23 protein-coding genes are annotated in these 18761 nt (G+C 69.6%); 11 read left to right on the forward strand and 12 right to left on the reverse strand.

Going from position 1 to position 18761, the window contains the following annotated elements; all coding sequences use genetic code 11:
* Positions 1-987 (reverse strand): deoxyribose-phosphate aldolase, encoded by a 987-nt coding sequence (gene deoC / locus QM714_RS18840; RefSeq protein ID WP_415102870.1) that lies wholly within the window; start codon positions 985-987, stop codon positions 1-3.
* Positions 988-1063: 76 nt separating this feature from the next.
* Between deoC and QM714_RS18845 the strand changes: the two genes are divergently transcribed.
* Positions 1064-1666, forward strand: a complete 603-nt coding sequence (locus QM714_RS18845) for a hypothetical protein (RefSeq protein WP_415102871.1) — start codon at positions 1064-1066, stop codon at positions 1664-1666.
* 49 nt (positions 1667-1715) lie between these two features.
* Here QM714_RS18845 and QM714_RS18850 read toward each other — a convergent pair whose 3' ends face one another.
* Positions 1716-3359 (reverse strand): phospho-sugar mutase, encoded by a 1644-nt coding sequence (locus QM714_RS18850; RefSeq protein ID WP_415102872.1) that lies wholly within the window; start codon positions 3357-3359, stop codon positions 1716-1718.
* 33 nt (positions 3360-3392) lie between these two features.
* Between QM714_RS18850 and QM714_RS18855 the strand changes: the two genes are divergently transcribed.
* The 5 genes from QM714_RS18855 (at position 3393) to QM714_RS18875 (ending at position 6124) form a co-directional block, all read left to right on the forward strand.
* Positions 3393-3524, forward strand: coding sequence for a hypothetical protein (locus QM714_RS18855; RefSeq protein ID WP_415102873.1), 132 nt, complete (start codon positions 3393-3395; stop codon positions 3522-3524).
* Between the two features lie 25 nt (positions 3525-3549).
* Positions 3550-4962, forward strand: a complete 1413-nt coding sequence (locus QM714_RS18860; protein WP_415102874.1) for an amidase — start codon at positions 3550-3552, stop codon at positions 4960-4962.
* A 27-nt stretch (positions 4963-4989) separates the two neighbouring features.
* A complete protein-coding gene (locus QM714_RS18865) occupies positions 4990-5271 on the forward strand; it encodes a hypothetical protein (protein WP_415102875.1) in 282 nt (93 codons plus the stop codon).
* Positions 5268-5537 carry a hypothetical protein gene (locus QM714_RS18870; protein ID WP_415102876.1) on the forward strand — a complete coding sequence of 90 codons (270 nt, stop codon included), beginning with the start codon at positions 5268-5270 and terminating at the stop codon, positions 5535-5537. Before QM714_RS18865 ends, QM714_RS18870 begins: the two co-directional genes overlap by 4 nt.
* 149 nt (positions 5538-5686) lie before the next feature.
* On the forward strand, positions 5687-6124 hold the full coding sequence (locus tag QM714_RS18875; protein ID WP_415102877.1) for an SRPBCC family protein: 438 nt from the start codon (positions 5687-5689) through the stop codon (positions 6122-6124).
* Here the strand turns inward: QM714_RS18875 and QM714_RS18880 are convergent.
* Genes QM714_RS18880 through QM714_RS18890 form a run of 3 tightly spaced genes read right to left on the reverse strand, consistent with a single transcriptional unit; the run spans position 6114 to position 8328 of the window.
* The gene (locus tag QM714_RS18880) at positions 6114-7124 is read right to left on the reverse strand and encodes an aldo/keto reductase (RefSeq protein WP_415102878.1); all 1011 of its coding nucleotides are present in this window, start codon (positions 7122-7124) and stop codon (positions 6114-6116) included. The two genes, QM714_RS18875 and QM714_RS18880, sit on opposite strands and share 11 nt — an antisense overlap.
* Before the next feature lie 44 nt (positions 7125-7168).
* Positions 7169-7531, reverse strand: coding sequence for an NAD-dependent epimerase/dehydratase family protein (locus QM714_RS18885; RefSeq protein ID WP_415102879.1), 363 nt, complete (start codon positions 7529-7531; stop codon positions 7169-7171).
* Between the two features lie 2 nt (positions 7532-7533).
* The gene (locus QM714_RS18890; RefSeq protein ID WP_415102880.1) at positions 7534-8328 is read right to left on the reverse strand and encodes a purine-nucleoside phosphorylase; all 795 of its coding nucleotides are present in this window, start codon (positions 8326-8328) and stop codon (positions 7534-7536) included.
* 158 nt (positions 8329-8486) lie between these two features.
* Between QM714_RS18890 and QM714_RS18895 the strand changes: the two genes are divergently transcribed.
* Positions 8487-8957, forward strand: coding sequence for a hypothetical protein (locus QM714_RS18895; RefSeq protein WP_415102881.1), 471 nt, complete (start codon positions 8487-8489; stop codon positions 8955-8957).
* Positions 8958-9030: 73 nt separating this feature from the next.
* Positions 9031-9408 (forward strand): VOC family protein, encoded by a 378-nt coding sequence (locus QM714_RS18900; protein WP_415102882.1) that lies wholly within the window; start codon positions 9031-9033, stop codon positions 9406-9408.
* Between the two features lie 13 nt (positions 9409-9421).
* Here the strand turns inward: QM714_RS18900 and QM714_RS18905 are convergent, their stop codons facing one another.
* The 7 genes from QM714_RS18905 to QM714_RS18935 form a co-directional block, all read right to left on the reverse strand.
* On the reverse strand, positions 9422-9895 hold the full coding sequence (locus tag QM714_RS18905) for a hypothetical protein (protein ID WP_415102883.1): 474 nt from the start codon (positions 9893-9895) through the stop codon (positions 9422-9424).
* A 20-nt stretch (positions 9896-9915) separates the two neighbouring features.
* The gene (locus QM714_RS18910; protein WP_415102884.1) at positions 9916-10506 is read right to left on the reverse strand and encodes a hypothetical protein; all 591 of its coding nucleotides are present in this window, start codon (positions 10504-10506) and stop codon (positions 9916-9918) included.
* Between the two features lie 9 nt (positions 10507-10515).
* Positions 10516-11784, reverse strand: a complete 1269-nt coding sequence (locus tag QM714_RS18915) for an ABC transporter permease (RefSeq protein ID WP_415102885.1) — start codon at positions 11782-11784, stop codon at positions 10516-10518.
* Positions 11781-12494, reverse strand: coding sequence for an ABC transporter ATP-binding protein (locus QM714_RS18920; protein ID WP_415103064.1), 714 nt, complete (start codon positions 12492-12494; stop codon positions 11781-11783). Before QM714_RS18920 ends, QM714_RS18915 begins: the two co-directional genes overlap by 4 nt.
* 29 nt (positions 12495-12523) lie before the next feature.
* A complete protein-coding gene (locus QM714_RS18925; protein WP_415102886.1) occupies positions 12524-14083 on the reverse strand; it encodes a biotin/lipoyl-binding protein in 1560 nt (519 codons plus the stop codon).
* Between the two features lie 272 nt (positions 14084-14355).
* Positions 14356-15141 (reverse strand): C1 family peptidase, encoded by a 786-nt coding sequence (locus tag QM714_RS18930; RefSeq protein ID WP_415102887.1) that lies wholly within the window; start codon positions 15139-15141, stop codon positions 14356-14358.
* Between the two features lie 111 nt (positions 15142-15252).
* The gene (locus QM714_RS18935; RefSeq protein ID WP_415102888.1) at positions 15253-15705 is read right to left on the reverse strand and encodes a gamma-glutamylcyclotransferase family protein; all 453 of its coding nucleotides are present in this window, start codon (positions 15703-15705) and stop codon (positions 15253-15255) included.
* A 218-nt stretch (positions 15706-15923) separates the two neighbouring features.
* Here QM714_RS18935 and QM714_RS18940 point away from each other — a divergent pair, with 218 nt between their 5' ends.
* From QM714_RS18940 to QM714_RS18950, 3 genes are read left to right on the forward strand one after another with little or no spacing between them, the layout of a single operon-like run.
* Positions 15924-16655, forward strand: coding sequence for a (Fe-S)-binding protein (locus QM714_RS18940; protein ID WP_415102889.1), 732 nt, complete (start codon positions 15924-15926; stop codon positions 16653-16655).
* Positions 16652-18112: a lactate utilization protein B gene (locus tag QM714_RS18945; protein WP_415102890.1), complete on the forward strand. Its 1461-nt coding sequence runs from the start codon at positions 16652-16654 to the stop codon at positions 18110-18112. Before QM714_RS18940 ends, QM714_RS18945 begins: the two co-directional genes overlap by 4 nt.
* On the forward strand, positions 18109-18744 hold the full coding sequence (locus QM714_RS18950) for a LutC/YkgG family protein (RefSeq protein ID WP_415102891.1): 636 nt from the start codon (positions 18109-18111) through the stop codon (positions 18742-18744). The genes QM714_RS18945 and QM714_RS18950 overlap by 4 nt, the downstream gene beginning before the upstream one ends.
* The last annotated feature ends 17 nt before the right edge of the window (positions 18745-18761 follow it).

Genomic DNA, 18761 nt, shown 5'->3' on the forward strand with positions numbered 1-18761 from the left:
TCAGTCCAGGGTGAAGTAGTCGGGGCCGGAGTAGCGGCCGGTGGCCATCTTGGTGCGCTGCATGAGCAGGTCGTTGAGCAGGCTCGAGGCGCCGAAGCGGAACCAGGTCGGCGTGAGCCATTCCTCGCCAGCGACCTCGTTGACCATGACGAGATACTTGATCGCCTCTTTGCTGGTGCGGATCCCGCCGGCCGGCTTGACGCCGACCTGTCGTCCGGTGGTCTCGAGGAAGTCGCGGACCGCCTCCAGCATGACCAGCGTGACCGGCATCGTCGCGGCGGGCTGGACCTTGCCGGTGGAGGTCTTGATGAAGTCCGCACCGGCCATCATCGCCAGCCAGGACGCCCGGCGGACGTTGTCGTAGGTCTGCAGCTCTCCGGTCTCGAAGATCACCTTCAGGTGCGCATGACTGCCATCGGACCGTGCGCAGGCCTCACGGACCGCGACGATCTCGTCGTACACCTGCAGGTAGTGCCCGGCGAGGAATGCACCGCGGTCGATGACCATGTCGATCTCGTCCGCCCCCGCCTCGACGGCTACCCGAGTGTCGGCCAGCTTGACGTCGAGGGCGGCGCGACCGCTGGGGAACGCGGTCGCCACCGAGGCGACCTGGACCCCGCTGTCACCCACGACCTCCTTGGCGACGGCCACCAGGTCGGGGTAGACGCACACCGCCGCGACCGCGGGGCAGCTCGGGTCGGCCGGGTCGGGCCGCATCGCCTTGCTGGCCAGTGCGCGCACCTTGCCGGGAGTGTCCTGGCCCTCCAGCGTGGTCAGGTCGACCATCCGGATGGCCAGGTCGATCGCCCAGTCCTTGGCCGTGGTCTTGATCGACCTGGTGCCCAGACCTGCGGTCCGCGCCTCCGCGCCCACCTGGTCGACGCCGGGCAGACCGTGCAGGAACCGCCGCAGCGAGGCCTCGGTGGCAGTGACGTCGGCGAAATCGCCGGCGATGCCGCTCGGGATCGGTGGTGAGGAGGTCGTCACCGCCCCAGCATAGAGATCCAGCCCCTCCTGGCGGGATCTCATAGGGTTGTGGCTTCCGGAGGCGAGAGGACGGCGGATGACGGAGTCGGCCGACGCGGCTGGGATCGAGTGGTTCCGACCGACCAGTGGGCGGGTCATGGGTGTGGTCGGCCAGGTAATCGCCGTGTGCCTGGTCGTCGCCGCTGTCTGGTATCACCGCGAGCCCTTCTCAGCCGAGCTCGGCCTCGCTGCCGTCTTCGGTGCGGTGTTGGTCTGGTCGGCGATCCTCCGGCCGCGGCTGGGTCTGTCGCCGTCGGCGCTGGTGATGCACAACATGCTGGAGACCGTGACGATCCCGCTCGCTGCGGTCGAGGAGCTGTCCATCCGGCAGGTCACCGCGGTCCGGGCAGGGGACCACCGCTACATCTCCCCGGCCGTCGGCAAGTCCTGGCGGACGCTCGCCCGCGGTGACAAGACCGCGCGGCGCAGCGATGGCCTGCTCTCCCAGCGGTCCTACCCCGACTTCGTCGAGGAGCGGATCCGGCACGCCGTCAACGACGCTCGGGACCTGGCCGGAGTTCGGCGCGGGTCGGCCGAGCAGGTAGCCCTCGGCAAGGCAGTACGCCGCGAGCCGGCGTGGCCCGAGATCGTCGCACTCGCGCTCTCCGGGGCGGCCTTGGTCATCGCGTTCCTGCTCTGACGCCCCCGAAGCACAGCAGCAGCACACTGCCGAGGACGATCAGCGCTCCCTAGATGCCGAGCGCGACCCGGAGGTCGTCCTTGATCGCGGCCAGCCGCTCGGTCGCGATCGTCCGCGCAGCGGTCACGTCGCCGTCCGCGACGGGCACGACGACCTCGAGATAGCACTTCAGCTTCGGCTCGGTGCCGCTCGGGCGTACGACGACGCGGGCCTGGTCGGCCAGCCGGAACCGGAGCCCGTCGGTGGGCGGCAGGTCGGCCGACCCGAGCGCCAGGTCGTCCACCTGCTCGACGGTGAGCCCGCCCAACGAGGACGGAGGAGTGGACCGCAACGCGGCCATGCCCTGCTGGATCAGAGCCAGGTCGTCGACACGGATCGACAGCTGGTCGGTCGCGTGCAGTCCGTGGGCTCGCGCGAGGTCGTCCAGCACATCCTGCAGCGACCTCCCCGCCGCCTTCTGGCCGGCGGCGAGCTCGCAGAGCAACAGCATCGCCGACAGACCGTCCTTGTCGCGGACGTGCTCGGGGTCGCAGCAATAGCCGAGTGCCTCTTCGTAGCCGAAGGCCAGCCCCTCCACCCGGCCGATCCACTTGAAGCCCGTCAACGTCTCGACGTAGCCCTGCCCAGCGGCACGGGCCAGCTTGCCGAGCAGAGTCGAGGACACGATCGTGGTGGCATAGACGCCTTGCCGACCGCGGCTCAGCAGGTGGTGCGCCAGCAGTGCCCCGACCTCGTCGCCGCGCAGCATCCGCCAGCCGCCCGCAGTTGGGATCGCCCCCGCGCACCGGTCGGCATCCGGATCGTTGGCCACCACCAGATCAGCCCCGGATGAGTCCGCCAGCGCCATCGCCAGGTCCATCGCGCCCGGCTCCTCGGGGTTCGGGAACGCGACGGTGGGGAACTCCGGGTCCGGCTCCTCCTGCTGGGTGACGACCACCGGCGCCGCGAAGCCCGCGGTCTCGAGCACCTGGTGGGCAGACGTGCCACCGACCCCGTGCAGCGGCGTGTAGACCACGCGCAGGTCTCGCGGACCGTCCTCGGCAAGATCTGCGACAGTGTCGAGGTAGCGGTCGACGATCTCCTCGTCGAGCACCTTCCCCGCGTCGCCACGCGGGATCTCGGAGACCGCGCCCACGGCCGCGATCCGTGCTGCGATCTCGGCATCGGCGGGCGGCACGATCTGGCTGCCGTCGCCGAGATAGACCTTGTAGCCGTTGTCCTGGGGCGGGTTGTGGCTCGCGGTCACCATCACACCGGCGACGCAGCCGAGCTCGCGGATCGCGAACGCCAACAGGGGAGTGGGCAGTGGTCGCGGCAGCAGCAGCGCACGCAGACCGGCGCCGGTCATCACCTCCGCGGTGTCGCGGGCGAAGACATCGGAGTTGTGCCGGGCGTCGTAGCCGATCACCACCGGGGCGCCGTCAGGTGCGCCCTGATCGCGGAGGTACGCCGCCAGCCCCGCGGCCGCCCGGAGCACGACGACCCGGTTCATCCGGTTCGGTCCGGCGCCGAGCGCCCCACGGAGCCCCGCCGTGCCGAACTCGAGCGTCCCGGAGAACCGATCGGCGAGATCGGCCGGATCGCCGCCCGCCTCGACCTGGGCCACGATCGCTTCGAGCTCGGCCCGAGTCTGCTCGTCGGGATCCTCGGCCACCCAGGCGTGGGCACGGACGATCAGGTCGGCACTGTCCATGACCGCACCGTAGCGTGACTCTACGATGCCCCCGTGGGACGCCCGGACGAACCGTTGGAGGCCAGTGGCTCTTTCGAGCCGCCGGGGCCCGTGCCCGGGCGCCCCGCCGATCTGGCCCGGATCGTCGACTGGACCGCGACCGAGCCTCTCCTGTGCGATCCGTGATCGGGTCGTCTCCTGCGTGGAGGTGATGACCGCCTATCTCGACCACATGGAGCGGGTCAACCCGCGGGTCAACGCGATCGTCGTGCTGCGACCGCGTGAGGAGCTGATGGCGGAGGCGGCGGCCAAGGACGACCTGCTCGATCAGGGTCAGCGCCAGGGCTGGATGCACGGCTTCCCCCATGCGGTCAAAGACCTGGCGGACGTCGCCGGGATGGCGACCACGGCGGGCTTCTTCCGGCCGCCGTTCCTCGCAGCGGTGGCGACCACGGACGAGCTCTTCGTCGCGCGGCTGCGGCGGGCGGGTGCGATCTTCATCGGTCGGACGAACACTCCCGAGCTCGGCCTCGGCTCGCATACCTACAACCGGGTGTACGGCGTGACCGGCAACGCCTACGACCCCACTCGATCGGCCGGTGGCAGCAGCGGCGGCGCCGCGGTCGCGGTGGCGCTCCGGATGGTGCCGGTCGCCGACGGCAGTGACTTCATGGGCTCCTTGCGCAACCCGCCGGGCTGGAACAACGTCTTCGGGCTGCGGCCGTCGGTCGGTCGAGTGCCATCCGGCGGCCCCGAGCTGTTCTGCTCCCAGGGCGGCGTCGAGGGCCCGATCGCGCGCACCGCAACGGACCTGGCGATGCTGCTGCACACCATGGCGGGGTACGACGCCCGCTCACCGCTGTCCCTCGACCCCGGCACGGTCGACGGCTCGGCCGAGGTCGCGCGCCGGACCGGCCGGATCGCCTGGCTGGGAGACCTCGGCGGCTATCTGCCGATGGAGCCGGACGTGCTGCGCGTGACGAGCGCAGCGCTGGCCGACTTCGAGCATCTCGGCTTCGAGGTCACCACGCTCGACGAGCTGCCCGCGGGGGACACCTTCCGCGGCAACCAGGATCTGTGGCCGACCTGGCTCACCTACCGACACTGGCTGGCCGGGAGCGGCCTCGCCGCGCTCTACGAGCAGCCTGCGATGAGAGCGGCGCTGAAGCCCGAGGCCCTCTTCGAGGTCGAGGGCCTGCTGCACGGCCCGGACGGCGGCGGCCCGCTCAGCGCCCTCGACGTCTTCACCGCATCCGTGCGGCGGTCGGACCTCTATCTCGCCTTCCAGAGCCTGTTCGAGACCTACGACTTCGCCGTGCTGCCGACGGCTCAAGTGATGCCGTTCCCCGTCGAGGAGACCTGGCCGCGGGAGATCTGTGGCGTGCCGATGTCGTCGTACCACCGCTGGATGGAGGTCGCCGCTATCGGCACTTTGATCAACGCCCCGACCCTGGCGCTCCCAGCCGGCTTCAGCACCGACGGGCTGCCGATCGGCCTCCAGGTGATCGGGCCACATCACGCCGATGCCGCGCTGCTGTCGCTGGCCCTCGCGTGGGAGGAGCAGACGCAGTGGGTGCGGCGTCGGCCACCGCCGATGCTTGGCAAGAAACCTTGCCGCAAGTAACCTTGTCAACCTGAAGGGGGGTGAGTGGTGGACAAGCAGCAGCCCGGCGAGAGTCCCGACGAGGTCGAGGAGCCGGTCATCGTGGAGTCGGCACACCGTCACGGGCTCGCCGATGCCGACATGCTGCACGCCCTACGGTTCGCGATCGTCGACGTTCGCCAAGACGACGACATGGTCATGTTCATCGGCCCCGACCGGGCCGGGAACCTGATCGAGGTCGGTGTCGTGACTTGGCACGGCATCCTCGCGATCGTCCACGCCATGAGTCCCGCCCGCGAGAAGTATCTGAAGAGGGGAAACCCGAGATGACCAAACGATCCCTGGCCGACCTGATCGCCCACGCCGACGAACTGGCCGACGCCTTCGAGAACTACGAGCCCATCGAGGCTGACTTCCATGCGCCGCTGCCGCCGCTGATGGCGGTCAAGCTCGCCGCGTTCCGTCGCGCTGCCGCGGAGAAGGAACTCGCCGAAGCCATCACCGCCGCCCGGCAAGCACACCTGTCCTGGCGCGAGGTCGGCGAAGCCATTGGCACCACCGGAGAAGCCGCCCGGCAACGCTACGCAGCCTCCTGACCGGCCTGCGCCCGTCGGTTTCCTAGCCGCTCGTCCTGGTCGAGGCTGACGACCGGTCGGTATCAGCACCGCATCCGCAGCCCCGTGAACCCGGTGGCTGCTCAGACGGCAACGGCCGGGGCCGATTGACCGCTTGCGAGACTGACGCCATGGCGCGACGGTTCCGGTTCACCGGGGAGTGGTACGTCGCGGCGCCGGTCGACGTGGTGGCCGACGTGCTGGTCGACCTGGCGGCGTACCCCTCTTGGTGGCCCGAAGTCCGCGCCGTCGCCACCCTCGGTCCCGAGGATGCGCGGGTGCTGTGTCGCTCGCGGCTGCCCTACACCCTCGACCTGGTGCTGCACGCCACCTCGACCACGCCGCCGCTGCTCGAAGTGAGCGCCACCGGTGATCTCGACGGGCGGGTGGCCTGGCGGCTCGCCGAGACGCCAACAGGCACCCGCCTCTCCCTCGACCAGGAGGTCTCCGTCGCCAGTCGGGCCCTCCGCACCGCCGCCTGGGCCGCTCGTCCGCTGCTGGCCTGGAACCACGAGCAGATGATGCGCTCCGGCATCGCCGGCCTGCGCGGACGCCTCGTCAGGCGTTGAGGTTGCCCATCGCCGACTCGTGGTAGCGGGTGCCGACGACGGCGTCCCGCGGGACCGCCTCGGTCAGGGCGAGCAGGTCTTCTGGAGTGAGGGACACCGAGGCCGCGCCGACGTTCTCCTCCAGGTAGGCCCGCCGCTTGGTCCCCGGGATCGGGACGACGTCGTCGCCCTGCGCCAGCAGCCAGGCGAGCGCCAGCTGACCGGGCGTGCAGCCCTTGTCAGCCGCCACCGCCAGGACTGGTGCGACCAGATCGAGGTTCTTCTGCAAGGCGCCATCCGCGAAGCGCGGGAAGTAGCCGCTGCGTCGAGAGTCGTCGTCGCTGAACGACTCCGGCCCCGTGATCGCACCGGTGAGCATGCCCCGGCCCAACGGCGAGTAGGGCACCAGTCCGATGCCCAGCTCGCGCAGGGTCGGCAGGATCTCGTCCTCGACGTCACGGGTGAACAGGGAGTACTCCGTCTGCAGAGCGGTCAGCGGATGCACCGCGTGCGCCCGCCGGATCGTGTCAGCGGAGGCCTCGGAGATGCCGAGGTGGCGGACCTTGCCAGCTTCGACTAGCTCCTTCATCGCGCCGAAGGTCTCCTCGGTCGGGACGGTGCGGTCCACCCGGTGCTGGTAGTACAGGTCGATGTGGTCCACCCCCAGTCGCTGGAGGGAGGCGTCGCAGGCGCGCCGGACGTAGTCGGGCCGCCCGTTGATCCCGAGCCGGGTGCCGTCCTCGGCGCGCTCGTTGCCGAACTTGGTCGCGACTTGCACCTCGTCGCGGCGCCCGGCGATGGCGTCGCCGACCAGCTTCTCGTTGGTGAACGGGCCGTACATGTCTGCGGTGTCGAGGAACGTCACACCCAGGTCGAGCGCGCGATGCAGGGTGGCATGGGCCTCGCTCTCATCTCGGGCTCCGTAGAACTCCGACATCCCCATGCAGCCGAGGCCGAGGATGGAGACGGTCAGGGGTGCGCTGGTGCCGAGCTTGCGGGTGCCGATGGGGGTGGTCGTCATGCGACCAGTCAACCCCAGCGTCCAAACGACCGAGGGTGGCCGGATCAGCCGGTGGCCGGCACTCGGCCGACGGCGTGGTTGGACGAGGCGTAGACGATGCGGCGCACGCCCTGCTCGACCATCGCGTCCAAGACCGCGGCAGTGCTGATGGTGTGGGAGTGCAGCTCCTCGACGAGCCCGCCCTCGGAGTTGAGCCCGGCCAGGTGCGCGACCGCGTCGACGCTCTCCTCGGCGAAGAGGTCGGCCACGGCATCCGGATCGGTGCAGTCGAGGGTGTGCCAGGGGCCGTCGTAGCCAGCGGGCTCGGGGAGCACATCGACGCCGACGACGTCATGGCCCCGATCGGCCAGCCCGGTCAGCAGCGTGCGCCCGATCGCGCCGGCCGCACCCGTGAGCAGGACCCGCATGGTCAGACCCGGGGCACGATGGCGCCGAGGAGGGCGCCCATCCGGCTGGCCGCCGCCCGACCTGCGGCGAGCACCTCTTCGTGGTTGAGCGGCTCACCGCTCAGTCCGGCGGCGAGGTTGGTCACCAGGGAGAGACCGAGGATCTCCATCCCCGCTTCGCGGGCAGCGATCGCCTCGAGGGTGGTGCTCATCCCGACCAGGTCGCCGCCGATGGTGCGCACCATCCGGATCTCGGCCGGGGTCTCGTAGTGCGGGCCGGGGAACTGCACGTAGACGCCCTCGTCCAGATCCGGCTCGACGGTGCGGCACAGCTCCCGCAGCCGCGCGGAGTAGAGATCGGTGAGGTCGACGAAGTTGGCCCCCTCGATCGGCGAGGTCGCGGTGAGGTTGATGTGGTCGCTGATCAACACCGGGGTGCCGGGCGACCACTCGGGGCGCAACCCGCCGCAGCCATTGGTGAGTACGACGACGCGGCAGCCCGCGGCCGCCGCGGTCCGGACGCCGTGGACGACCGCCGCGACACCGCGGCCCTCGTAGTAGTGCGTGCGCCCCAAGAAGACCAGCAGGGTCCGGTCGCCCGCCCGGATCGACCGGATCCGACCCGCATGCCCGGCCACGGCCGGTGGGGCGAAGCCGGGCAGGTCGGTGGTCGCCAGGTCGGCGATCACCTCGCCCAGCTCGTCGACCGCGGGCAGCCAGCCCGAGCCGAGGACCAGCGCGATGTCATGCCGCTCGACTCCGGTCACCTCACGGAGCCGAGCTGCCGCGTCAGCGGCCAGGGTGATCGTGTCACTCACCTGGCTGACTGTAGCGAGCGTCCGCCGTACCTCCCGCAGCCACCGACGCGCCAACTCGCGTCCGAGGCCGCCGATCGGCAAGGATGGACGGCGTCGATGCGACCTGGCCGGCCGGGCCGGGCCGGCACCTACCCCAGGGGGAGACTGTGAAGCGAAGCATGACACTGGCTGCGGCGACCGTGATGATGGCGGGCGCGCTGACGGCCTGCGGGAGCGGTGGTGGCAGTGGCAGTGGCAGCAGCACTGACACCTACTGCGACGATCTGAAGGACGCCAAGTCCAGCCTGAGCGATCTCGGCGGCAGCGGCACCGGCGCGGCGGACATCGAGGACTTCTTCGACATGGTCGACGACTTCGCTGCCAATGCACCGGCTGATGTCAAGCCGGACTGGGAGAAGCTCGACGAAGCCGTCAACAAGATCGAGGACGCTCTCGACGACGCCGGTCTCAAGCTGTCCGACCTAGAGGCCCTGTCCAGCGGTGAGGCACCCGAGGGCGTCGACATGGCGAAGCTCCAGCAGGTGGTCCAGGAGATGCAGGACCTCTCCTCGGAGGACTTCCAGAAGGCCGCCGACAACATCGAGGAGCACGCCAAGAAGGAGTGCGACATCGACCTCTCCGAGAGCTGAGCGGAAGTCGCCTGCACGGCTGACGTAGATCGCGGTACGGCGGCCTGTCGGTGGCCTGGTGCACAGTGGTGCCATGATCGATCACTTCGGCATCAACTGCACGGACATGGAGGCGGCCGCCGCCTTCTACGACAAGGTGCTCGGTGTCCTCGGCCATCGTCGACTGATGGACTTCGGGGTTGCCATCGGCTACGGCACGGGGCAGCCGCACTTCTGGATCTCGACCTTCGAGGGAATCGGCCCCAACCGGGAGACCCACATCGCCTTCGCCGCTCCCGACGCCGCGACGGTGCGTGCCTGGCACGCCGCCGCCGTGGCGTCGGGAGCGGAGACGCTGCACGAGCCGCGGATGTGGCCGGAATACCACCCGCACTACTACGGCGCCTTCGTCCGCGACCCCGACGGCAACAACGTCGAAGCCGTCTGCCACACCGCGTCCGAGGGCGACTGAGGTCGAGGGGTGGTCAGTTGCTGCTGGACGGCTGACCGCCCGGTCCGCCGCTGGGCAGTTCGATCCCGCAGGCCTGCAGCGCCTGTTGGGCCTCCTCGCTGAGGAAGCTGCCCTGTCCGCCCTGTCCGCCCTGCCCGCCGGGGCCGCCGCTGCCGAGGTCGCTGGGCATGTCCGAGGGCGTCCCGCTCGGCGGTGACCCGGTGGGTTGCTCGCTGGGTGCATCGCTGGGTGCATCAGTGGGCATGGTCGGCATCTCGTCGGCCAGCCCGGCCGCCTTGAGACAGGCGCGGATCTTCTTCTGCGTCTTGGCGTCCATGACGCCGCCTCCGGGCCCGCCGGACGGCGCAGTGGCCGCAGATGCGGTGTCCGAGGACTCGTTCGACGAGCCTGCCGAGCCGCTGTCGTCAGATCCGCACCCGACCAGGACGGCGGCTGTGGCGAGGAGGATCGTGACGGTGAGGACGGGCCTGGTCGAGAGCTTCTTCATGCTGGTGCCTTCCTTGCTGTTCAGCGGACGGTGACGGAGTCGGCCGTGGCCGAGTCGTCCGCGTTGACGGTGATGTCGACGGTGCTACCGGTCTTGACAGCGGAGCTGTCGACCTTCTTCTCCTCCACCACGGAGGTGTCGTCGGTGACCTTGATCCGGTGTTTGGTGCCGCCCAGGTCCTTCACAACCCAGACCGAGCCGTGCTTGGCCACCACGGTGCCGATGACTTGAGTCGAGCCGGCCGAGTCCTCGCTGCCGCCCTGTGGAGCTGCCTGCCCGCTCTGGTTGCCCGACGGGGCACCCTCGCCGCTCTGGTCGTCCGACGCGCCGCCCTGGCCAGGGGAGCCGGACGGCATCTCGCCGGGGAGTCCGCCCGCGCCGCCACCGGGTTGCTGGTCGGCGGCCGAACCGACGCCACCGCTGGATCCCCAACGCTGTTCGACCTCGACGCCGGCCCAGAAGACGAGCGAGGCTGCCAGCGCGACCAGCAGCAGTCGCCGACTGCGCGAGCGACGCTTCGGCTGCGCGAGCCACTCCTGGTCCCACGAGTCGTCCTCGACCAGGTCGGGGTCGCGTGGGTCTTCCTCGACGTACGACACCTGATGGCTCAACGGTGCTCCTCACTCATAGCGCAAGGCCTCGATCGGGCGCAGCGAGGCCGCGCGGTTGGCTGGGTAGAGACCGAAGAACAGACCGATGGCGACGGCTACGCCGAAGGCGAGCACGACGGAGTACGGCGCGACCACCGGCTGAACCCCGACGATCTTGAACTGCGACCCGATCAATCCGGCGACGACACCCGCCACCGCACCGATCAGGGAGAGCAGCACCGCCTCGGTGAGGAACTGGCCGATGATGTCGGAGCGGGAGGCGCCGATCGCCTTGCGGATGCCGATCTCGCGGGTTCGCTCGGTCACGGTGACCAACATGATGTTCATCACCCCGATGCCGCCGACGAGCAGGGAGATGGCGGCGACGGCGCCGAGGAGGACGGTGAAGGTCTGGTTCGATGATGTCGCGGCCTCAAGGATGGAGGAAGCGCTGCTGATCGAGTAGTCGCGGTCGTCGGAGGTGACTCCGTGGCGCGCGTCCAAGATCGCCTCGACCTGAGCCGTGGCCGCATCGACGGTGTCCGCCGACGTGGCCTTGATCGAGATCGAGCCGAGGTCGCCGTACCCGGCCAGCGTGTCCTGGACCGCGGTCGCCGGAGCGATCACCCGGTCGTCGGAGTCGGTGGGACCGGTGCTGCCCTTCTCCTCCAAGATGCCGATCACCGTAAAGGGCACGCCGTTGAAGGACACCTTCTCGCCGACCAGGTCGGCGACGTCTCCGGCGGTCAGGTCTTCGGCAACGCTGACTCCTAGCAGCGCAACCCGGGAATGCTGCTCGTACTCCGCATCGGTGAAGGAGCGGCCATGGGTGACCGAGGTGTTGTCGATGAGCAGGTAGGACGGCGTCGTGCCCGTGAAGGTGCTCACCGAGTGCTCGGCGCCGTCTCTGGTGGCGGTCACCGAGGACACCGACACGACCGGGGCGACCCCCAGCACATCCGGGGCCTCGTCGCTGGTTGCGATCGCCTTTGCGTCGGACATGGTCAGCTGCGGGGCGCGGGTGCTGGTCGCGTTCTGGCTGGTGGCCTCCGAGCCGCCGCCGGGGCCGCCGCCTCCGCCGAAGCCGCCCCCGCCAGTCGAGGTCGAGGTGACGGTCAAGGTGTTGCTCCCCAGCGAGCTGATCTGGTCCTGGACGGCCTTGCTCGACCCGGTGCCCACGGCAACGAGCACGATCACGGCGGCCACGCCGATCAGGATGCCGAGGGTGGTCAGCGCCGAGCGGGTCTTGTTGGCCGTGACGCCCCGCCAGGAGAAGCGCCACATCTCGCGCAGGTTCATGCGCCGACTCCGGACCGCCAGTTGGGTGGCGGCGCATCGAGGGGGACTTGGCGGATGTCGGAGACGATCTGGCCGTCGCTGAACCGCAGGATCCGCTTGGCGTGCTGAGCCACGTCGTCCTCGTGGGTGATCATCACCACGGTCCGACCGCTTGCTGCCAATTCATCGAAGAGGTCGAGCACCTCGGCGCTGCTGTGGCTGTCCAGCGCGCCGGTCGGCTCGTCGGCGAGCAGCAGCACGGGCTTGGTCACGATCGCTCGCGCGAGCGCGACCCGTTGTTGCTGACCACCCGACAACTCCGAGGGCTGGTGGAGCACGCGGTCGGCGAGGCCGACCCGGTCGAGCGCGACCGCCGCCCGCTCCCGGCGCTCCACGGCCGACACGCCTGCGTAGGCGAGTGGGAGCTCGACGTTGAGCTGGGCCGACGTGCGGGCGATCAGGTTGAAGCTCTGGAAGACGAAGCCGATCTTCCGGTTGCGGATCAAGGACAGCTGTTGCTCGGTGAGCCGGCGTACGTCGATGCCGTCGAGGCGGTAGCGACCCGAGCTGGCCACATCGAGACAACCGATGATGTTCATCAGCGTCGACTTGCCCGATCCCGAGGTTCCCATGATCGCGACGTAGTCGCCGCGCTCGACGGTGAGGTCGATGCTCTGCAAAGCATGGACGGCAGCCTCGCCGGAGCCGTAGGTCTTCGAGATGCGAGTCATCTCGATGACGGGCGGGGTTGCGCGATCGGTCACCGGGGACCGCCGCCCAGGCCACCCGCCCCGCCGCCGGCGCCCGGGAAGGTGAAGTCACTCGAGCTGCTGTCGGTTTCGGGAACCACGAGAACATCCCCGGCGTCGAGACCGCTGACGACCTGGGTTTGACTGTCGCCTTGCAGGCCGACCTCGACCTGGACGGTCTTGGTGGTGCCGTCGTCCTGCAGGACCGTGGCGGTGGTGGTGTTGCCGACCGTGGTGAGCGCCGAGCTGGAGACGCGGAGCACGTCGTCCTTGCTGCCGGTGGTGATGACCACCTCGGCAGTCGCGCCGAGCTTGACCCCCTTGGTCTTGTCCAGCCGCACGGTGACGCCGTACTCCACCACGTTGTTGGTGACCGTCTGCACCGTGTCGATCGAGGTGACGGCGCCCTTCAGCTCACGATCACTCGCGGACAGGGTCACCGCGGCCGGCTGATCGATCCGGACGCTGTCGATGTCCGCCTCGGCGACATAGGTGGTGACCTCCAAGACGTGGGTCGAAGTCAGGGTGACAAAACCTGACGAGCTCGAGCTGGTCGAGCTGTCGCTGGAGGACGAGGAGGACGAGGAAGAGCTGGAGGAGGTCGAGGAGCCGGAGGCGGTCTGGCCGACCGAGCCGCTGATCTCGGCGACGGTCCCCGCGACGGGCGCCTTCAGCACCGTTGCCTCAAGGGCGGTGGCGGCCTGGTCCACGGTCACCTGGGCGGTGTCCACGGCCGCCTGGGCGTTGGCGATCTCGGAGTCGGTGGCGCCTTGAGAGTCGGCGTTGACCGAGGCTCGGGTCGAGGTGAGCTGTTGGCGCGACGCCGCGAGGTTGGCCCGCTGGGTCTGGAGCTGCTGTTGGCCGGAGAGGATGGTCTGTGCGCGCTGCTGTCGCGCGCCGGTCAGTGAACTCCTGGCCGCCGACAGGGTGGACCTGGCGGTCTGAAGAGCCTGCAGGTTCTCAGCGCTGTCATCGTCGCGATAGGCCTGTTCGGCCTTGCGAAGAGCCCTCTCGGCGGCATTCTCCGCACGCTGGGCCTGGTTGACCGTCGCGTTGGCCTGGTTGCGATTCAGTCGGGCACTCTGCTCGGCCTGGCGCAACGCGAGCTCCGCGTTCTTCACCGACTGCTGGGCCGACGCGATCGAGGCCTGGTCGACGGCCCGCTCGGCTGACGTCTGTCCCGAGACGGTCTCCTGATAGGACGCCTGGGCCGCTCGCAGCTGGATCTGGGCCGAGCGCAGGGTCTGTCTGGCATCGGTCTGGTCGATCCTGGCGAGCAACTGTCCCTTGCCGACGTGCTGGCCGGCCTTGACATAGATCTTGCGGACGATCTGAGTGCTGTCGTCGAAGTCGACCGCGACGGTGGTCGCCGCCGCGACATTGCCCGAGGCGGTCACACTGGCCACGACGTTGCCCGTGTCGACGGTGGTCGTCGTCTGGTTGCTGGCTTCGTTCTCACCGCCAGCTGTGACGGCTCGCACGGCCAACCCGACCACCACGAGCACGGCCAACGCCAAGACGGCGTTGACGACCACCGACCGGCTCACCGCCTTCCCCAACACGCGCGGCATCGCCAGCCTCTCTGCTCGTCTGTTCGAGAGACCGCATACGTCCTCTCGGTTGCCGAGAGACAGGCCATCAGCCGTTGTTGAGCAGAGTCGATGCCGAGCCTGTCAACCACCTGTGAGGCGGCCGGCAGCCTGCGGCTCTGAGTGGTGGCGTCTGCCGCGGTCTTCTTGCTTCTGCCGCGGTCCTATGGTGGCAAAGTGCGCTGTATACCGGGTTCCAAGCAACGACAGCACCGCGGCAGATGGGTTGGGGCCACGACAGCACCAGCGGTTGGCTAGAGGCTGACGCCGTAGGACTCGGGGAAGAATGCCGCGCGGATGTAGGCCGGCTTGAGATAGCCGAAGCCCTCGTCGCCCCAACTGGTGCCCCAGCTGTTGCGGACGATGAAGCGGCCGTCGCGGCGGTAGCCGATGATCGCGATGGCATGTCCGCCGCGGACGGTGGCCGGCTCGAACTTGTCGATCTTGCCGCCGTTCGCGCCGGCGTTGTCCCAGGCCGCGTCCACCATCAGCGCTGCCAGGATCGGCCCCTGCGAGGCGAGCCACGTCTTCCAGTTGGTCAGCTGCAGCTCGAGGTTGAAGTACGACGCGATCTTGCGGTTGGCACAGCGGGCGTAGAACGTCGACTCGGGGCCGATGTACATCGTGGTGTCCAGATGGAAGGGCAGATCGGCCTCCAGGGCCACACCGTGCTTGCGGGCCACGTCGAGCGCGGCCTTGAGCGTGGTGCCGGCCTCCTCGATGAACGTCTCGGGGCGGGTCCGGATCGCGTCGGTCTCCTTCGAGGACATCCACACATGACGGGGGGAGAGCATCTTGGTCTTCGCGAGCCGGCGGGCCTTGGTCATGTGCCAGCGCACGACACCGTCCGCGGTGGCCCAGCCGACGCAGGAGCCGGTGCTCTCCTGGTCGTTGATCGTCCACCAGTCCTCGCGGAGGTCGACCTCCTTGGGCAACGGGCCGGCGGCGCGGAGCACACCGGCGTCCACCGACTGCTTGAACCTCCAGTCCTTCTCGGTCTCGTGGGACGGGACGACGTTGCAGATGTGGTTCGCGGCCATCGTGGCCTCCTTCGCGAGCGGGTGCGTCGGTCGAGCCGGCCGGAGTGGACCGGCTACGTCACCCAGGAGTCACCAGCGTGGACCCGGATACGCCGACCGCGCTAGAGCGTCCTAGAGACCGATCGAGCGACAGGGGCGGCGACGCAGGGCGGCGACGTAGTCGGCGGGAGCACCGGCCGCCTCTGCGGCATCGGCGAGGAGGCCGAGGTAGGAGGCCGACGGCAGCCCGCCTTCGTAGGCGTCGAGCACGTAGGCCCACACCACTGTCTCTCCGCTGAGCGTGGAGACCCTGACCTTGGTCTTGAAGAACAGGCCGGTGTCGGCGGCATCCCATTTGTCCAACTCGGCCTCGTCCTCGCTGGTCACGTCGTAGATCGCGACGAAGACCTGCTCGAAGGCATCCTGCACGATGGTGGCCAGCGCGCCGTCCCAGCCGTGCTCCTCGCCGCCGAAGGTGAGTCGCCAGCCGGTCAGCCACCCGGTCGCCTGCAGCGGCGAGTGCGGGCATCGCTCACTCATCCGGGCGGGGTCCAGGTTGGTCCCGTAGGCGGCGTACAGCGTCACCCGCTCAGGTTAGCCAGAAGCCACCGGCTCTGGTCGTCTCCGCACCGGTGTTGCTCCGACCGGGTCGGTCCGGGTGCTCAAACACGAGCCGGGCCGGTCCGGGTGCTCCAACACGAGCTCACCGGTCGTACGGTGGACGTCGTGCACATCGTCGAGGGCGGAGCCCATCACGACCGACCCCGCGCGATGAGCTGAGGCGGGCTGTGCGAGTCGCGCTGATGATCACCTGCATCAACGATGCGCTGTACCCCGGCACCGGGCAGGCGGTGGTGCGACTGCTGCGTCGGCTGGGCGTCGACATCGAGTTTCCGGAGGGGCAGACCTGCTGCTCGCAGCCGATGGTCAACACCGGCTATCTCGACGAAGCCGTGCCGCTGGTCCGCAACTTCGTGGAGGTGTTCGGCGGCTTCGACGCCGTCGTCACGCCGTCCGGGTCGTGTGTCGGTTGCGTCAGGCACCAGCACTCGCTCGTCGCGCGTCGGTCCGGTGACGCCTTGCTGGCCGCCGCCGTCGCCGACACCTCGCCGAAGGTCTACGAGCTCTCGGAGTTCCTCCTCGACGTGCTCGGTGTCGTCGACGTGGGTGCCTACTACCCTCACCGGGTCAGCTACCACCCGACGTGTCACTCGTTGCGCATGCTCGGCGTGGGTGACCGCCCCCGTCGACTGCTCGAGGCTGTGCGCGGCCTGACCCTGGTCGACCTCCCGTGCGCCGAGGAGTGCTGCGGCTTCGGGGGGACCTTCGCGGTCAAGAACGCCGACACCTCGATCGCGATGGGCACCGACAAGGTGCGGCACATCCGCGAGAGTGGAGCAGAGGTCGTGGTCGCCGGGGACAACTCCTGTCTCACCCACATCGGCGGGCTGATGTCGCGACAGCGCGCCGGCGTCCGCGCGGTCCACCTGGCCGAGATCCTCGCTTCCACCAGCGAGCGGGTGGGTGCACCGTGACTGGCACGTTCGTCGGGATGCCCACCTTCCCCGCAGCCGCCCGGGCGGCACTGGGCAACACCCAGCTCCGGCACAACCTGGCGCATGCGACCGGCACCATCCGGGCCAAACGGCAGCGCCTCGTCGACGAGGTCAACGCCACCAGCGACTGGGAGGCGCTGCGCGTCGCCGGGACCGCTGTGAAGGAGTCCGCGCTGCGCTCGCTCGCCGATCGGCTCGAGCAGCTCGAGTCGGCGCTGGTGGCCAACGGCGCCACCGTGCACTGGGCGCGCGACGCCGCCGAGGCCAACGCGATCGTCACCTCGGTCGTCCAGCGGCACCGGGCCGACGAGGTGGTCAAGGTCAAGTCGATGCTCACCCAGGAGATCGGTCTGAACGAGGCCCTCGCAGCGGCTGGCGTCGCGGCGTGGGAGACCGACCTGGCTGAGTTGATCGTGCAGCTCGGTGACGACCTGCCTTCGCACATCCTGGTGCCTGCGATCCACCGCAACCGGGCGGAGATCCGGGAGATCTTCCTGGCCGAGATGGCTCGCGTCGGTCGCCCCGCGCCTCCGGAGCTGACCGACGAGCCGGCGGTGCTCGCGGCGGCGGCCCGTGCTCACCTGCGGGAGAAGTTCCTGCGCGCCCGGGTCGGCATCTCCGGCGCCAACTTCGCGGTGGCGGACACCGGCACCCTGGTCGTCGTCGAATCCGAGGGCAACGGGCGGATGTGCCTGACTCTGCCCGAGGTGCTGATCTCGGTGGTCGGGATCGAGAAGATCGTCTCGACCTGGTCCGACCTGGACCCTCTTCTCCGGCTGCTGCCCAGGTCGTCGACGGGGGAGCGGATGAATCCCTACACCTCGACCTGGAGCGGGGTCTCTCCTGGTGACGGGCCGCAGGAGGTGCATGTGGTCCTCCTCGACAACGGCCGCACCCGCGCCCTCGCCGACGAGGTGGGTCGCCAGGCCCTCCGCTGCATCCGCTGCTCGGCCTGCCTCAACGTCTGCCCTGTCTACGAGCGAACGGGCGGCCATGCCTACGGCTCGGTGTATCCCGGTCCGATCGGGACGATCCTCAACCCACTCCTTCGGGGGGTGGGCCACGACGAGCAGATCGACTCCCTGCCCTACGCCTCGTCGCTGTGCGGCGCCTGCTTCGAGGTCTGCCCGGTGCGCATCGACATCCCCAGCGTGCTGGTCGACCAGCGTGTGCAGGTGGTCGACGCTCGGCGCGGCTCGGTGCCCAGACTGACGCTCAGACTGGGCCACGTCGCCGAGTCGCTCGCGGTCAAGGGCGCGACCGTGCCATTCTCCCGGCCCAGACTGCTCGCGACAGCCGAGCGGCTGACCGGGGTGGTGCTGACGCTCGCGCGACGCTTCGGCGCCCGGCGCTGGACCAGCGCCCGAGACCTCCCCGTGGCGCCCGCCGAGTCGTTCCGCGCGTGGTGGCGGCGGACCGACGGAGGCCGGCGGTGACGGCCCGCGAGGAGATCCTCGCCAGGGTTCGGTCCGCCCTCGCGAACGTGGAGCCGGCGCCTACGCCACCGGAGGCCCCGCGGATCGCCGCCATCCCCGACCTGGTCGCCCACTTCGTCGACCGGGTCTCGGACTACCGCGCCACGGTGGTGCGGTGTGACCCCTCGGACCTCCTGGCCGAGATCGGGGCCGCGGTTCCGGTCGGTGCCAGAGTCCTCGTCCCGAGCGACCTGGACCTGGTGGTGCCGGAGGCCGTCGCCGACGACGGCGCGCTGACCGCGTCGGACCTCGACGGCTACGACGCCGTGGTGACCCGGGCCAGAGTCGGGATCGCCGAGACCGGCACGGTCATCCTCGACCACGGCCCCGGTCAGGGCCGACGAGCGATCAGCCTGGTGCCCGACCTCCATGTCTGCGTCGTCGAGGCAGACCAGATCGTGCCAGACGTCCCCGATGCCCTCCCACTGCTCGACCCGCGGCGTCCACACACCTGGATCAGCGGACCGTCGGCCACCAGCGATATCGAACTGGACCGCGTCGAAGGAGTGCACGGTCCGCGCCAGCTCGTCGTCCTCGTCGTCGCCCCGCGCAACGTCATCCCCATCGGTCGCCCGGACGACCGGTTCGTATGACGTCCGGCGAGCCAATA

It is taken from the genome of Nocardioides sp., from assembly GCF_047602075.1.
Taxonomy (GTDB): Bacteria; Actinomycetota; Actinomycetes; order Propionibacteriales; family Nocardioidaceae; genus Nocardioides.